At 51.6% G+C, this 16,023-nt stretch carries 13 protein-coding genes and 4 tRNA genes; 13 read left to right on the forward strand and 4 right to left on the reverse strand.

Going from position 1 to position 16,023, the window contains the following annotated elements; translation table 11 throughout:
- Positions 1-618 precede the first annotated feature (618 nt).
- The 6 genes from uvrY to JK621_RS07905 all read left to right on the forward strand — a co-directional run bounded on the left by uvrY (position 619) and on the right by JK621_RS07905 (position 4,153).
- Positions 619-1,275, forward strand: a complete 657-nt coding sequence (gene uvrY, locus JK621_RS07880; RefSeq protein WP_004942941.1) for a UvrY/SirA/GacA family response regulator transcription factor — start codon at positions 619-621, stop codon at positions 1,273-1,275.
- Positions 1,268-3,100, forward strand: coding sequence for an excinuclease ABC subunit UvrC (gene uvrC, locus JK621_RS07885; protein ID WP_212559329.1), 1,833 nt, complete (start codon positions 1,268-1,270; stop codon positions 3,098-3,100). Before uvrY ends, uvrC begins: the two co-directional genes overlap by 8 nt.
- Positions 3,101-3,157: 57 nt before the next feature.
- Complete coding sequence (gene pgsA, locus JK621_RS07890; protein WP_212559330.1) at positions 3,158-3,706, forward strand: CDP-diacylglycerol--glycerol-3-phosphate 3-phosphatidyltransferase; 549 nt, start codon at positions 3,158-3,160, stop codon at positions 3,704-3,706.
- A 145-nt stretch (positions 3,707-3,851) separates the two neighbouring features.
- A tRNA-Gly gene (locus JK621_RS07895) sits at positions 3,852-3,927 on the forward strand.
- A gap of 56 nt (positions 3,928-3,983) precedes the next feature.
- Positions 3,984-4,057, forward strand: a tRNA-Cys gene (locus JK621_RS07900).
- Between the two features lie 10 nt (positions 4,058-4,067).
- Positions 4,068-4,153, forward strand: a tRNA-Leu gene (locus JK621_RS07905).
- 854 nt (positions 4,154-5,007) lie between these two features.
- On the opposite strand, the gene JK621_RS07910 is transcribed toward JK621_RS07905, so the two are convergent.
- Positions 5,008-5,322 (reverse strand): hypothetical protein, encoded by a 315-nt coding sequence (locus tag JK621_RS07910; protein ID WP_249337155.1) that lies wholly within the window; start codon positions 5,320-5,322, stop codon positions 5,008-5,010.
- Positions 5,323-5,781: 459 nt separating this feature from the next.
- Here JK621_RS07910 and eptB point away from each other — a divergent pair, with 459 nt between their 5' ends.
- Together eptB and JK621_RS07920 are read left to right on the forward strand one after the other, a co-directional pair.
- On the forward strand, positions 5,782-7,434 hold the full coding sequence (gene eptB / locus JK621_RS07915; protein ID WP_212559331.1) for a kdo(2)-lipid A phosphoethanolamine 7''-transferase: 1,653 nt from the start codon (positions 5,782-5,784) through the stop codon (positions 7,432-7,434).
- Positions 7,435-7,757: 323 nt separating this feature from the next.
- Positions 7,758-8,315 (forward strand): GNAT family N-acetyltransferase, encoded by a 558-nt coding sequence (locus JK621_RS07920; RefSeq protein WP_212559332.1) that lies wholly within the window; start codon positions 7,758-7,760, stop codon positions 8,313-8,315.
- 201 nt (positions 8,316-8,516) lie between these two features.
- Here the strand turns inward: JK621_RS07920 and proP are convergent, their stop codons facing one another.
- Positions 8,517-10,019 carry a glycine betaine/L-proline transporter ProP gene (proP, locus tag JK621_RS07925; RefSeq protein WP_212559333.1) on the reverse strand — a complete coding sequence of 501 codons (1,503 nt, stop codon included), beginning with the start codon at positions 10,017-10,019 and terminating at the stop codon, positions 8,517-8,519.
- A gap of 762 nt (positions 10,020-10,781) precedes the next feature.
- Here proP and cho point away from each other — a divergent pair.
- From cho to JK621_RS25460, 5 genes are all read left to right on the forward strand, one after another.
- Positions 10,782-11,633: an excinuclease Cho gene (cho, locus tag JK621_RS07930; protein ID WP_212559334.1), complete on the forward strand. Its 852-nt coding sequence runs from the start codon at positions 10,782-10,784 to the stop codon at positions 11,631-11,633.
- An 84-nt stretch (positions 11,634-11,717) separates the two neighbouring features.
- Positions 11,718-11,814, forward strand: a tRNA-OTHER gene (locus tag JK621_RS07935).
- Positions 11,815-11,989: 175 nt separating this feature from the next.
- A complete protein-coding gene (locus tag JK621_RS07940) occupies positions 11,990-12,289 on the forward strand; it encodes a hypothetical protein (RefSeq protein WP_212559335.1) in 300 nt (99 codons plus the stop codon).
- A 125-nt stretch (positions 12,290-12,414) separates the two neighbouring features.
- Complete coding sequence (locus JK621_RS07945) at positions 12,415-12,918, forward strand: YlaC family protein (RefSeq protein ID WP_212559336.1); 504 nt, start codon at positions 12,415-12,417, stop codon at positions 12,916-12,918.
- Between the two features lie 69 nt (positions 12,919-12,987).
- Positions 12,988-13,119, forward strand: coding sequence for a hypothetical protein (locus tag JK621_RS25460; protein ID WP_283249351.1), 132 nt, complete (start codon positions 12,988-12,990; stop codon positions 13,117-13,119).
- Positions 13,120-13,753: 634 nt separating this feature from the next.
- Here the strand turns inward: JK621_RS25460 and JK621_RS07950 are convergent.
- Both JK621_RS07950 and JK621_RS07955 read right to left on the reverse strand, forming a co-directional pair.
- Positions 13,754-15,475 (reverse strand): potassium/proton antiporter, encoded by a 1,722-nt coding sequence (locus JK621_RS07950; RefSeq protein ID WP_212559337.1) that lies wholly within the window; start codon positions 15,473-15,475, stop codon positions 13,754-13,756.
- Between the two features lie 283 nt (positions 15,476-15,758).
- Positions 15,759-15,986 (reverse strand): hypothetical protein, encoded by a 228-nt coding sequence (locus JK621_RS07955; RefSeq protein ID WP_209632698.1) that lies wholly within the window; start codon positions 15,984-15,986, stop codon positions 15,759-15,761.
- Positions 15,987-16,023: the final 37 nt, after the last annotated feature.

Here is a 16,023-nt window from a genome sequence, read left to right on the forward strand (position 1 = left end):
TGTGGTTATCGAGACATTAACGGAGCCGTTGTCTGTTGTGGGGTGTAGCGCAGACGCGCAATGAACTAATGAATTCGAGGTATCCGTAAGGCAACAGGACGGCGGAAGAATAAGAGGACAGTTATTTTGCTGGGGTTAATAAGTATTTGCCCGGCATGTTATTATCGATTTATACCGGGTATTTTAATTATCAGCCTGGCTGTCTCGCTCTTTGGCACATAAGTCAATACTGAATAATTTTCTTTCGCGACGGTTTTTCCAGCGGAGGCGAAAAGGCAATCATCGTTTTGTTTTATTTCAATAAATTACAACATAACCCTGTTCGTGTTAATATTATCCATGTCGCTATTGCTTACACTGATTTTACCCACACCTTATGATTGGTGCGGTATCCTGAGGTGGCGTCGCATCCAGTAATATTTGTACGGCGGGTTTTTGACCCGCAAAGAACAGTTTTATCGGGCGGTGTAGATGACTAAAATTCAAAAATCAGCGCCGTTTCGCAAAGTTAATCGGGAGTTAGTATTAATCTGTGTTCATTCTTGGCCGAAAAACAAGTAATATCTCAGGCTATAACAGAGGCTGACGGCGTTACTCCCTTTTTTTGGAGATTTTTCCTTGATTAGCGTTCTTCTTGTTGATGACCACGAACTGGTGCGCGCAGGGATACGACGCATTCTTGAAGATATCAAAGGTATAAAAGTTGTCGGGGAGGCCCAGTGCGGTGAAGATGCCGTGAAATGGTGCCGTGGCAATGCCGTAGATATCGTTCTTATGGATATGAATATGCCGGGCATTGGCGGGCTGGAAGCTACGCGCAAAATTGTACGTTATGCGCCCGACGTTAAAGTCATCATGCTGACGATTCATACTGAAAACCCGTTGCCTGCCAAGGTGATGCAGGCAGGTGCTGCAGGCTATCTGAGCAAGGGCGCTGCGCCGCAGGATGTGGTTAACGCCATACGGTCGGTGCAGGCAGGCCAACGCTACATCGCGTCGGATATTGCCCAGCAGATGGCTTTGAGCCAACTGGAGCCACAGACGGAAACCCCGTTTAGCTGCCTGTCTGAACGTGAACTGCAGATAATGCTGATGATCACCAAAGGCAAAAAGGTTAATGAGATCTCGGAGCAACTGAATCTCAGCCCTAAAACGGTGAACAGTTACCGTTATCGTATGTTCAGCAAACTGAATATCAGCGGTGATGTCGAACTGACACACCTGGCTATCCGACACGGATTGTTCAATGCGGAGACGTTGTTAAGCAGTGAGTGACCGTTTTGATGCCAAAGCATTTTTAAGCACCGTTACCAGCCAGCCCGGTGTCTATCGTATGTATGACGCTACTGGTACGGTTATCTACGTCGGTAAAGCCAAAGACCTGAAAAAACGCCTCGCCAGTTACTTCCGTCAGCAGGTAGGAAGCCGAAAAACCGAGACGTTGGTTAAAAATATCGCGCAAATAGACGTTACTGTTACGCACACCGAGACAGAGGCGCTATTACTGGAACATAACTACATAAAGTTATACCAGCCGCGATACAATGTTCTTTTGCGTGACGATAAATCTTATCCACTGATCTTTCTCAGCGCAGACAGTCATCCGCGGCTGGCCGTTCATCGTGGCGCCAAACATGCCAAGGGTGAATACTTCGGTCCGTTTCCCAACTCGTACGCCGTGCGCGAGACGTTGGCGCTGCTGCAGAAGCTATTCCCGATACGCCAGTGCGAGAACAGCGTATATCGCAACCGTTCGCGCCCTTGTTTGCAGTATCAGATCGGCCGGTGTCTGGGGCCGTGCGTCGCCGGGTTGGTGAGTGAGGAAGAATATCAACAGCAGGTGGACTATGTGCGCCTGTTCCTGTCCGGCAAAGATCAGCAAGTGCTGCATCAGTTGATCGAGCGGATGGAAAACGCCAGTAAGGCATTGAACTTCGAAGATGCGGCGCGTATCCGCGATCAAATCCAGGCGGTGCGGCGTGTAACGGAGCGTCAGTTCGTTTCGGGTAATAGCGACGATCTGGATGTGATAGGCGTGGCGTTTGAAGCGGGCATGGCCTGCCTGCACGTGTTGTTTATCCGTCAGGGTAAAGTGTTGGGCAGCCGCAGCTACTTCCCGAAGGTGCCGGGCGGTACCGAGATGAGCGAAGTGGTACAGACGTTTGTCGGACAGTTTTATCTACAGGGGAGCCAGTCACGCACTCTGCCGGCGGAAATCCTGTTGGACTTCAATCTGCCGGAAAAAGACCTGTTGGCGGAATCGCTCTCCGAGTTGGCCGGCCGCAAGATCCAGATCCAAAGCAAACCGCGTGGCGATCGTGCACGCTACCTAAAACTGGCGCGCACCAATGCTGCGACTGCTTTGACAACCAAGCTTTCCCAACAGTCGACGATTCATCAGCGGTTGGCCGAATTGGCGAAGATCCTGAATCTCTCCGAGATTAATCGTATGGAGTGCTTTGACATCAGCCACACCATGGGGGAACAGACCGTCGCTTCCTGCGTGGTGTTCGATGGCAACGGGCCGCTGCGTTCTGAATATCGACGTTATAATATCGCCGGCATTACGCCAGGGGATGACTATGCCGCCATGGCGCAAGTGCTGAAACGACGCTATGGTAAGGCTCTGGAAGAGAAAAAAATCCCGGATGTTATCTTTATCGACGGTGGCAAGGGGCAGCTTGGCATGGCGATAGAGGTGTTCAACTCACTGAATGTCACCTGGGATAAAAACAAACCTTTGCTGATTGGTATTGCCAAAGGTGCCGATCGCAAAGCCGGCCTGGAAACGCTGTTCTTTGTACCTGAGGGGGAGGGGATTTCTCTGCCTTCGGATTCGCCGGCGCTGCATGTGATCCAGCATATCCGTGATGATTCGCATAACCATGCGATCACCGGGCACCGGCAGAGAAGGGCAAAAGTTAGAAATACCAGCGCTTTGGAGCTCATCGACGGCGTTGGGCCAAAACGACGACAGGTATTGTTGAAGTATATGGGCGGACTTCAACCATTATTGAACGCCAGCGTTGAGGAAATTGCAAAAGTGCCGGGTATTTCACAAGCATTGGCAGAAAAGATCTACAATGCATTGAAACACTGAGGGCAATGTAGCAACATACTCTTAATTCCCACTCCAGCCAGATAGTTACCGTAGCATATGCAATTGAATATACCGACTTGGCTTACTCTGTTTCGCGTAGTTCTGATCCCATTCTTTGTTCTGGCATTTTACCTGCCGTTCACCTGGGCTCCGATGGTTTGCGCCGTCATCTTTGTATTTGCTGCCATAACCGACTGGTTTGATGGGTTCCTGGCCCGTCGCTGGAAGCAAACTACCCGTTTCGGGGCTTTCCTCGACCCGGTGGCGGACAAAGTGATGGTGGCGGTGGCTCTGGTGCTGGTCGCGGAGCACTACCACACATGGTGGATCACTTTGCCGGCGGCGACCATGATTGCCCGCGAAATAATCATCTCGTCGCTGCGTGAGTGGATGGCGGAGATAGGTAAACGCAGCAGCGTGGCGGTATCGTGGATTGGTAAAGTCAAAACCATGGCGCAGATGATGTCGCTGGTGGGGTTGTTGTGGCGCCCGGAACCTACGGTTGAATATGTGTCATTTGGTCTGTTGTACATCGCGGCAGTGCTGACTTTCTGGTCAATGTTCCAATATTTGAACGCTGCCCGGAAAGATTTGCTTGAACCCTGATCAAAGCGCTGCAAAAATCGTCAAACAAACGTAATGAGACAACAATTTTATTGACTCATTACGTCAGGTAAGTAGAATGCATCGCATCAGACGGCAGCAGTGAATTGCCGAAAGATAGCAAAAAAATCAGTAAGTTCTGATTGATGCGGGAATAGCTCAGTTGGTAGAGCACGACCTTGCCAAGGTCGGGGTCGCGAGTTCGAGTCTCGTTTCCCGCTCCAAATTAAACAAAGCTGGTGTTTCACGAGCTTTGGCCTGAAGAAGGCAGCAGAATTAAGGCGCGTTAACAAAGCGGTTATGTAGCGGATTGCAAATCCGTCTAGTCCGGTTCGACTCCGGAACGCGCCTCCAATTTTCCCGAGCCCGGGTGGTGAAATCGGTAGACACAAGGGATTTAAAATCCCTCGGCTTATGGCTGTGCGGGTTCAAGTCCCGCCCCGGGTACCAGGGAAAATAATTCCAGAATAATCAAAGCAATATGCAGTAATGTCGTGGCCGCCGGAAGGCGGTTTTTTTGTGCCTGAAATCCATTTCCTGACATCTTTTTATTCTGCACTGAATAATTACTGCCCGCCGACCACCGGCACTATCTTCCCTTTACGATCTAAATTGCTGTCTGACTCGCATTTCTGTGGCCAGATATCGCCTGCTTATCTGCCAGTGAACCGGTCCAGAGCGGAGAGACGTCTTATGCCATAGAGACTTATTTTCAAAGGCAACGCTTTGGCTTCACTGATAGCCGCTTCCAACTCGTCTAAACTTATGGGCATTCCAGACGGCCGTTGGATTAATCTTAGGCTCGAAATGTTGGGGGAATCAGTAAGCGTGCCGTAATGGGAAATGCCGCGGAGGCCTCATTTTCTCATGAAATCTGGCAGTTTTTTAAGACGGTTAACGATAAGTGAGATATAACCAGAGAGTAAAAAAGAGAAGGAGCGTTGGATGAGAGGGGGATTATTTTTATTGGCTATTGTAATGCTATCTGGCTGCTCAGGATCTTTGGGATCGATATTGGGCGTTATTCCGCAAAGTTCCGATGTTTGTCCTCAGGGGAAAGATGCGATATCTGGCGAGTGCCGCTAGCGATAACTTTTTGAAAAAATGAGTGCAGCCTTTGTTCTGGCTCTTTTTCCGTCAGCGGCCCATATCGTTTTAGCCAGGTTGAATATCCTTTGCCTAATAACGCCCCTTCGCACCTCTCACTGAGTTGCAGATATCTGTACCTTGCTCGTGGTGCAGCTCAGGGGCTAAAACTGCCCGAACGGTGACGGCGCGCAGGTTCTATTTCCGCACCATCTTCGCTAGCGACCGTTAACCCCAATGACTTCGATAGCGGCTCTGTGCAGCTTTTGGCAATGGTCCTCGGGCTGCTTTTCGATCTCTTTGATCAAGTGGGCAAGAATGCTTTGCTTGGTGATGGTCCTGTTGGACAAGAGCACCTGGACAACGCTCTTGCCGACAATGTTGTATATTTGTTCACGGTACAACTCGACGTCTTTATCGTCGAGACCGTAAAGAGAGTAATCAATCATAGTATTTTTACCGCTGGTGAAATTTAAAGCGCCGCCCGAAGCGGGCTGAGAAGCCATTAAAAAATAAAATACTGCCAATTCCACTTAGGTACATGCCTTTATGGTAGGTTAACGATAGCGTAATAAGAATATTCCTATCAATAGGCAGCGGCAATCCAGATGGCTAATTAGGAATAACCTTATGTAACAGCGTGGGGGATCTGAACTCACTAAGATGAATCAATGGGAAGAAGTGGGGGCTGATTAACATCGGGCTGTGCGCTAAAACTCTTGAGTGGCGGTTCCAGAGGCGGCAAGCACGCTGAGCGCGAATCTTTTATTCACCAACCCAAAACGCAGGCCAGCCTGGCTCGGTTTTTGATGGGGCATCCCCTTTACACATGGTTTGTTACAGTATAACAGCGATAAATTTTCTCGCGGGAGCAACGTCGGCTCAAATTATCTGTCAGATTACCATTCAATAGCAGGATGAGCGCGTGCCCTCAACTACAACCTGTGTCAGTAAGCTGTTATGAACTCACTTTGGCGAGAATGGTATTAATAATGCAGAAGTTCCGACGTTGGACCCAGTTGCAGGTCTCTTTCTTTATCGCGTTTTATCTCGGTGTATTGCTCAATATCCCCATATTTTATCGCCGTTACCAGCAACTCAATTACGACAATTTACTGTCGATCGGTATTGAGGTCGTCGCGGCCTTTAGCCTGGTGTGCTTTATCACTTTGCTCATCTCGTTTTTGGGGCGTCGACTGTTCCGCGTTCTGGCATCGTTTTTGGTTCTGAGCTCGGTGGCTGCCAGCTATTATATGGTGCTGTTCCACGTCGATATCGGCTACGGCATTCTGGCGGCGGTGATGACTACCGATGTTGATCTGTCCAAAGAGTCGGTTGGTTGGCATTTTGGCGTGTGGATGGTGCTGGTAAGTTTGTTGCCGCTGCTGTTCATCTGGCTGGCACCGATGCACGAAGCCGCACTCAAGCGCAGTAACTGGACGACGTTGTTTAAAAAGGGCAGCATCATGCTGGCCGCCGGAGTGTGCTGCTGGCTGCCACTTCAATTGATGGGGCAGGTGCAGGACCGCCACGATCGCGAAAATAATCAACTGATGGCCAGCTATGGCGGCGTAGTCGCCGGTAGCTATTCACCGTCGAACTGGCTTTCGGCGTTGGGGTTGCTGACCTACAGTTCTTACAGCCAGGCGGAGGACAGCCGTAATTTGTACGACCCGGCTGCGCATTTCACCTATCAGCCGCCGAAAGACGTGAATGACCTTTATGTGGTGTTTGTGATTGGTGAAAGCGCCAGACGCGATCACATGGGGGTTTACGGCTATCAGCGTGACAACACGCCTTATCTTGATAAAGAAACCAATCTGGCGGTGCTGCAAGGTTATTCCTGCGACACTTCAACCAAACTCTCTTTGCGTTGCATGTTCGTGCGGGAAGGGGGGGCTGCTGAAGAACCTGAGCGGACGCTGAAGGAAATGAACGTCTTTTCAGTGCTGAAAAAACAGGGCTTTTCATCGGAACTGTTTTCGATGCAAAGCGAAGCCTGGTTCTATAACAAAACTCAGGCGGATGATTATGCGCTGAGAGAAAGCATTCAGGCGGAAAAACGCAACGTCGGCAAACCGGTGAATGACATGGCGTTGATTGACGAACTGCAGGATTCATTGGGCCGTCACCCGCAGGGCAAGCATTTGGTCATTCTGCATACCAAAGGTTCGCACTATATGTATACCGAACGCTATCCTCGCGCTTTCGCCCGTTACAAGCCGGAGTGCCAGGGCATTGATGACGCCTGCTCTACGGAGGAGATGATCAACTCGTACGACAACAGCCTGCTGTACACCGATTATTTCCTCGAGCAGGTGTTCAATCAGTTACGTAACCGTAACGCCATCGTGTTTTACGCCTCGGATCATGGGGAGTCGATCTCGGAAAACATGCATTTCCACGGCACCCCGCGCGATCACGCGCCGAAGGAACAGCGTACCGTTCCCATTATGGTCTGGGCATCCGACAAATTTCTCAGCCAGCCCGATCACCAAGCGGCGTTTAATCAGCTGAAGGCGTTGCAGCAGGCCAAAACGCCGGTGTTTCATGAGAAGTTGTTCGACAGCGTATTGGGTTGCATCGGCTATACCTCACCGGACGGCGGTATCGTGAAACCGCATAACTGGTGCCAGGTGAACTGAGCCATTGGAAGGAATGTCAAACCGCCGCAAGGCGGTTTTTTTGGAGAATGATCGGGTAGGGGCGTTAGCGCTGGCTTTCAATCCAGTGGAAGATGCGTGAAAAGCGGGTGGCGAGATCCCCGAGGTTAAACATCGTACCTATCCAGAGCGCGGACATGATCACCACGCCAATGATAATCAGCACGTCTATTTTGCTCGTTGGTTATATTCTTCAATAGGTTAATATTGTTTAAGCTTAGCATCAATCGCTTCAGGGATAAAATATCAGCGTAATAATGCCGGAGTTACCCAGGCTGCCGGCAGGATAAAAATGGAGGATGACAATGAAAATCTTGAGCATGGCAGGCAATGACTTGCGTCTGAAGATCCTGACAGACAGCGATACCGAGATTGCTCATCGCTATTTTCGGGAGAATCGACAGCATCTTTCGCCGTGGGAGCCGATCCGGTCAGATGACTTTTACAACGTTGAAGTTATTCAGCAGCGGCTTTGGCAGGCGGGGAAAGACGCAGAACAGGGGCGTGCCTATCAATTTGGTATCGTCAATGGCGCAGGCACTGAAATGCTGGGGGCCTGTAATTTTACCCAGGTTGCTCGTGGCCCATTCCAGGCCTGCCATCTGGGCTATTCGATCGCCGCCCGGCACGAAGGTAAAGGCATAATGAACCAGGCGTTAACCGCCGCCATCGGTCATCTGTTTGATGAGTTGGGTCTGCACCGCGTTATGGCGGCTTATATCCCGACGAACGCCCGCAGTGAAAAGCTGTTGCTGCGCCTTGGCTTCGAGAAAGAAGGCTATGCAAAGTCTTATCTGAAGATCGCCGGCCGCTGGCAGGATCACGTATTGACCTCATTGATTAATCCGCGGCACACCGACTAACAAGCCGATTTTTATCGGCCTGGGAATGAGGCTTCTGAACCCGGCATTAAGGTTTTTTGTCCCGGTTTGCTTTGACCGAGTAAGCGGACATAAAAAAATCCGTAATCTTCAGTGAGATTACGGATTTTTATCGGCCCATGGGATGGCGCTCCGATCATGTAGTGCCTAACCGAGCGGCATCAATCCCAGGAAGATTGAGCTTTAGTCCAGTTTCGGATGCTGGTCGATCAGCGTCTGCTTTTTCTTCTCCAGTTCGGCAATCTGCTCGTTGATATCCTCAACCTTCTGTTCGATGTTGTCGTAGGTTTCCTGCAGCAGCTCTCTGGCTTCCGTACGATCCGAGGCGGCCGGGGTGGCGCCCCGCAGCGGTTTGTTGGCGGTTTCCTTCATATACAGGCCGGTGATCAGGCCAATCACCGCTACCGCCATCAGATAGTACGCCGGCATATACAGGTTACCGGTCGATTCGACCAACCAGGCAGCCACCGTCGGCGTAGCGCCGGCGACCAGAACCGAGATGTTGAACGAAATCGCCAGCGCGCTGTAACGAATATGCGTCGGGAACATCGCCGGCAGAGTAGAGGCCATCACGCCGGTGAAGGAGTTCAGCAGCACGGCCAACACCAGCAGGCCGACAAAGATCAGGCCAATCACGTTGCTGTTGATCAGGATAAAGCAAGGTATCGACAGCAGCAGCAACCCAACGCTGCCGCCAATGATAAACGGCTTGCGGCCAACGCGGTCGCTGGCCAGGCCAATCACCGGCTGCACAAAAAGCATGCCGATCATGATGGCGATGATGATCAGTACGCCGTGATCTTCCGAGTAGTGCAGGTTATGCGACAGGTAGCTCGGCATGTAGGTCAGCAGCATGTAGTAGGTTACGTTGGTGGAAATCACGATACCGACGCATACCAGCAGGCTTCGCCAATGCTTGGCCGCGATCTCTTTAAACGAGGTCTTCGGCGGGTTTCCGATGGCATCGCGGTCTTCTTTCTCCATCTTCTCCACGTGTTGCTGGAACGCCGGGGTTTCTTCCAGCGCATGACGCAGATACAGGCCGATCAGGCCCAGCGGTGCAGCGATAAAGAACGGAATACGCCAGCCCCAGTCGAGGAAGTTGCTTTCCCCGACGATGCTGGAAATCAGCACCACTACGCCTGCGCCGAGCACGAAGCCGGCAATAGAGCCGAAATCAAGCCAACTGCCCATAAAGCCGCGTTTTCTGTCAGGCGAGTATTCAGCGACGAAGATCGCCGCGCCCGAGTATTCGCCGCCCACCGAGAAGCCCTGCGCCAGCTTTGCCAGCAGCAACAGCACCGGCGCCCAGATGCCGATCGAAGCATATGAAGGGATCAGGCCGATACAGAAGGTGCTCACCGCCATGATGATAATGGTGATGGAAAGGACCTTCTGGCGGCCGAATTTATCGCCCATAGCGCCAAAGAACAGACCGCCTAACGGGCGTACCAGGAAGGGGACGGAGAAGGTTGCCAGTGCGGCGATCATCTGCACGCCGGGGGTGGCGCCAGGGAAAAATACTTGCCCAAGGGCGTAGGCCACGAAGCCGTAAACACCGAAGTCAAACCATTCCATCGCGTTGCCTAATGCAGCCGCGGTAATCGCTTTCTTCAGCTTGCTGTCGTCGATGATGGTGATGTCATTAATATGCATCGGCTTATGTCGTTTTTTTCTTAACTTCATATAATCATCCCTTAATCAATTTTGGTCGTACGTGAATTCGCGATCCTTGTTCACTTTCTTCTGCCCAGTTATCAGTGTGGCTAATCTGATCTCTATGTGAAGAGATTCCATGTCGCCATTTTTTCGTGATGCGAATCACATAATATGCCCGCTTTTAGCGAGAATATGTCATTTAGGTGACTAATTATTTTGCATCTATAGCTTAACGTTATATCTGCCGAGGATCAAATTTAGCAGTTTATCTTATGCATTTTCACCAGAATAGTGCCAAAACAGGTTAATATTCGCGCATATTGACGTTTTTTTGTCGGCGGGCAGGATGGCTAAAGTATAGGGGGAACCGGAAAGGATACGGGTAAAATTAATGCGTTTTGCCGCGGTGGATCAAGGCCAGGCGTAGACGCCAGGCTGGTGAATTAATGGGGTGAACCACCAGATTCCAGGTAGATTTGCGCCAGATTCTGGTACTGGTCAAAGCGATGAGCAAAACGGCAAGCAAAGCGCCGGCCGCGACAAACGCCACGTGGCGTGAAGTGGGTTTCATGACGGTTTGTCTTGGTTTTCCCTAACAGCGGTAAAGCTGTGATTCCAATAGGTACCCTCACCGTAAACTGGCGATAAACGCGAGACGCATTTTTGCCGCCGCGTCGATAATAAAAACATCATCAAAGAAAGTTTTTCATGCATGAAATTTGAGCATGCAAACGCTTTGCTGTATAAAAAACCAGTTATGTTGATTAACCAAGATCGCGATTCGTCACTATGATGCCAAACCGACTCGAGCCGGAGCTCGACATTTATCAGTACCCGGAACACCTGCGCACCAGCCTTGGGCTGTTGCCCAAGTCGCCGGGCGTGTACCTGTTTCATGGCCTGAGCGACAGCATGCCGCTGTATATCGGCAAAAGCGTTAATATCCGCAGCCGGGTGATGGCGCATTTTCGCACGCAGGATGAGGCTCGTCTGCTGCGGCAAACTCAGCGCATCAGCTTTCATGAAACGGCCGGTGAAGTGGGGGCTTTACTGCTGGAGGCGCAGTTGATCAAACAGCAGCAGCCTCTGTTCAACAAACGCCTGCGCCGTTCGAAGCAGCTCTGTTCATTGCATCTGGATCCTGGCCGAGTGGGTATCGTATACGCCAAAGACATTGATTTTGCCGCCACGCCTAATCTGTATGGGCTGTTTGCCAACCGCACTGCCGCGCTGGAAAAGTTACGGGTCATCGCTGATGAGCAGCGCCTGTGCTACGGTAAGTTGGGTATTGATAAACTGCCTGTCGGGCGGGCCTGTTTCCGTTATAGCCTGCGAAAATGTGCTGGTGCCTGTTGTGGCGTCGAATCGGATCTGCAACATGAGCAACGGTTGGCGGCGGCGCTGCAACAGATGCGGATCAACACCTGGCCTTATGCCGGACGAGTGGCTCTGGAAGAGCAGGGGGCGTCTTTGCGCCAGTATCATGTGATTCATAACTGGTTCTATTTGGGGAGCGTCAGCACGTTGCACCAGGCCGGGTTGCTACAGCGAACCGCGAGCCATTTTGACAGTGATGGCTACAAGATCCTGTGCAAGCCATTGATGAGCGGGCATTATCCGATTATTGAACTGGATCGCTGAGTGGGTCAGATTTATCTGCAAAATCAAGCGATCGCTTGATCCCATAGCATTGATATGGATAATGATGCCCCGAAGCGAAGGAATGCGCTATTGACTCAGTTGGCAGAGTGATTGGTTTTTTAATGGCTTGTATTGGCTACAAAATTGATAGACGCGGGTTCGAGTCCTGCATAGCGCGCCAGCTTCCTCCTTTAAGATCGGTTATCGTAAAGCGCACCCGGGTTGATTTGCACTATCGGCTCCTCGTTGGGTTTTTCGGGTGTGCTTTACCGTAACCTGTTCTCCTGTCTCTGTTGTTATCGATCTTTGCTAGACTGTAATCAGGCAGGTTCGCTGCCCGGCAACAGGAGGTCGATATGTCCGAGTCCGATCAACTGCAGGAATTATTGCAGCGTGTAGCCGCTCTCGAAGCCAGAGAGACGTCGCTGACAGCTGCCTCCAACGCCTATCAGGCGATAATCACCACCCTGCTCGGCAACCTGGATAAACAGGAACGCGACAAGATTATTGCGATGATCGACCAGGCGCACGAGATCGCCTATGCCCGCGCGATTCAGCGCTGTAATGAGCCCCAGAAGCAAAAAATCAAACAGGCTGACGATATTGCTCAGCGCATGTTCATGTTCGCACAAGGTAAAAACTCCCTGCAGCGCTAGGCGTTGCAGGTATAACAGTTGACGATTTTAAAGTGAGGAACTGATCTACCTGGGCAAACTGTACTTGTGATAGTTTGAGGAAAGATTATTGATAGCGTAATGCTCCCAAGCATAAGGTTGTAAGTATGGACGCGATTAAAAGCATCTTGGTAAAAGAAATCGAACGGATCAACCGGCAGGAAGGGCGCGACGGCAAACTGCGTTTTAACAGCGAATTTGCCCGCGATCACCGCTATCTGTGCCTTGCCATGTTCGCTGGCTATTTCGCCGTGGTTGCCGTGATGTACCAAGTCCCTTACATGGGTTTTTTCTCATTCGTGGCTTTCACGGTCTTCGTCTTGTTCATGTTTGCCATGCTGATGATTGAAATCAAACCGGTATATCGTTTTGAGGATATCGGCGTGTTGGATCTGCGCGTATGTTATAACGGTGAGTGGTATTTCACCCGAGCGCTGTCGCCGCAGTCGGTAAAGGCGCTGTTGGATGAGCCGTCGATCGGCGCGACGCTGAAAACGCGTATGCAGGAAATCATCGCCAATAAAGGCGAGATCGATTTCTATGATGTCTACGATCTGGCGTATTCAAAGAAGCCGCAGGGTGAACAGCCGCAGGTGGCGGTGCTTAACTGAAGGGTTTCCGCTTGTGCGGTTGTCGATTATACTCAGTCCTCGAAGCCAGTTAAGCGTGAGGAGTTTGCGATGAGTGATGATATTTTCGATTTTGATATCGATGCCGAGTTAGCGAAAGCAGAAGAAAAAGCGGCGCAGAAAGCGAAAGAAGTGCCTGAGCTCCTTGAGGACGAAGCGGACTGCGAAGGGTGTAAAATCTGATCGCCATCGCTAACGAAAAAACCGCTGCGGCGGTTTTTTTGTATCCGGGATGGGGATTACAGGCAAAAAAAAGCCCGTTTCAGGCGGGCCAACACTTAAGTAGTATGAGGGTATAATTTTTATTTCCATGTCTGTTCAGCATACGCTCTGTGACAAGAAAGAGATGTCGAAGCATTGTAACAAAATAGTTGTTGTTGTGTTTCCGCGTTACCTGCGTCAGCCAAACGATTAATCCAGCACAAACCACCAAACCAACAACCCCGCCACGCCAACCAGGCAAAGCGCAGATACGGTAACCAGTATTTTTCCCAGAATATCTTTTTCTTGATGCTGCTGTGTCACGTTAACGTTATCCAATTAAGAAGCTATGGACCAAATCGGCGATGCCCAGATCCAGCGCGATGAGCACCAGCGCCAGCAGCACCATGACAGATAAAAATCGAGTTTTGCTGTTCAAACCAATACCCATCACCGCTGTGCGGTGTTCCCAGAGTAAAGGTTAAAACGACGAGGCTGAAAGCCCCGATTTTGATGATTTCAGAGTTTAAGAACCTTCCCGGGCCTATAAGTTCCGTCATTATTCCGGGGGCCCGCTGTGGACGTTACAGTACAGCGGGCGGGTGCTGCAGGAGGATCAGTCAGTAACGATTTTTACGCCAATCTTGCTGATCGAGTTACCGTCCATTTCGGCAATCGTCCAGGTCAAACCATCCCATTCCACCTGATCGCCCACCACGGGCGCACCGCCGATCAACTGAAGGACGAACTGGCCGAGCGTTTGCTGTTCGTCCACGCCTTCGTGCAGGTTAAGACCGTATACCTGAGAGATATCGCTCAGGCGCGCGTCTGATTGCAGGATAAAGTCACCGAAGAAGCGCTCGTCAAGCGTGACCACCGGCGCCTGGCTGAACAGTTTGCCCAGCACCGGCAGATCGTGTTCATGGCCGATAACGCACAGGATGTCATCTTCACGCAGCCTCGTACTGCCGCTTGGATGCAGCAGTTCCTTGCCGCGGAACAGTGCGGCAATACGCGTACCGGGCGGCATTTTCAACTCACGCAGCGCGGCACCCACGCACCAGTTTTCCGACGAGAGCTGGTAAACAAACTGCTCCCATTGGTTTTCCGGGTGCACGTCCAGCCCGACTCGCGAGATGGGCGCCAATGCCGGCGGCACTATGACCTTGGCCTTTTTGGCGGCGAATGACAGCGTGGTGCCTTGCAGCAGCAGCGAGACCAATACCACAAAGAAAGCCACATTGAAGAACAGCTGCGCGTTCGGCAATCCTGCCATCATCGGGAAGACGGCCAGAATGACCGGCACCGCGCCGCGCAGGCCGACCCACGAGATAAAACTGCGTTCGCGCAGGGTAAAACTGCGAAACGGCAACAGCCCGATAAATACCGAAAGCGGCCGGGCGAACAAGATCATCCACAGCGACAGCAGCAGGGCAGGGATGGCGATGGGCAGCAACTCGTGCGGATTGAGCAGCAAGCCCAGCACCAGGAACATGCCGATCTGGCTCAGCCAGGCCAGGCCATCAAAGGTCTGAACTATACCGTGGCGGTTGCGGATTGGCCGATTGCCCAGCATCAGGCCGCACAGATATACCGCCAGGATGCCGCTGCCGTCCAGCGCGGTGGTCAGGGAAAAAATCAAAATGCCGCCGCTCACGGCCAGCAACGGGTACAGGCCTTCGGCCAATTTAATGTGGTTGATCAACCCCAACAGCAGCCAGCCGCCGCCAAGGCCAAAGACGATCCCCATGCCAAACTGCTGCAACAAGTGAAGGGGGAACATCCAGCTCAGCGTGGTTTCGCCGGCGGCGATCATCGCAATCAGAGTGATGGTGAGGAAGACCGCCATCGGATCGTTGCTGCCGGATTCAATTTCCAGCGTAGCGCTAACCCGTTCGTTAAGCCCTTTACCGCCCAGCAATGAAAACACGGCTGCGGCATCGGTAGAGCCGATAATGGCGCCAATCAGCATGCCCTGAAGCAGATCAAGGTCAAACAGCCAGGCGGCCGCCAGGCCGGTAAGCCCCGCAGTGATCACTACGCCGATGGTGGCAAGTGAGAGAGCCGGCCACAGCGCAACGCGGAAAGAACTGACGCGGGTGCGCATGCCGCCGTCCAGCAGGATCACCGCCAGCGCCAGGTTACTGACCAGATAGGCGACAGGATAATTGCTGAAAACGATGCCGCCCGGGCCATCGACCCCTGCCAGCATGCCAATTGCCAGGAAAATCACCAAAATGGGAATGCCTAGCCGCGAAGAGAATGAACTGAGTAAAATGCTTGCCCCCACCAACACGGCACCGATGATGAACAAACTGTTGATCGTGCTGGCATCCAAAATGACGTTCTCCTGAGGCTGGGGGAAAGGCGTTGCGCGGGGGCGCAGATACCCAGTGATGATAACGTGTTTAGTGGGTAAAACGCTAAAGCTGATTTGGTATTTATTGCCACTTGGTGGGAACGGACAGGGAAAGCGAGGGGAAGGGAATAAGTTCGTGCTTTTATCTATAGTTATCAGCAGACTGAATATTTACCTGGGCAACAATCATTGGAAGCCGAGTGAGGGAGAAAAACCATTAAACCCCCGTTGGGAGGCTTAATGGTTTGTAGGCGCAGCGTCGTTAATGATCGAGCGACTGCAAGGCTCGCTTGATCAGCTCAGCGGCCAATTTTCGCTCCGACTCTGAAATGCCGTCAAGATTGAGGCTGGAAAGTTCGGTCACCAGGATGCTGCGATCCTTGCCGCTGATCGACGAATCCAGCGCGGACAGCAAACGGCCAAGAATTTTCAGTAGAGTGGCGTTCTCTGGTACGGCTTCCTGAGCCGAAGTGTCTTTATCATCAGTCATTAAAAATCCTCTCTGTCGTGACGGAAGGGAGATGATG

It is taken from the genome of Serratia plymuthica (genome assembly GCF_018336935.1).
GTDB classification, from domain to species: Bacteria; Pseudomonadota; Gammaproteobacteria; order Enterobacterales; family Enterobacteriaceae; genus Serratia; species Serratia plymuthica_B.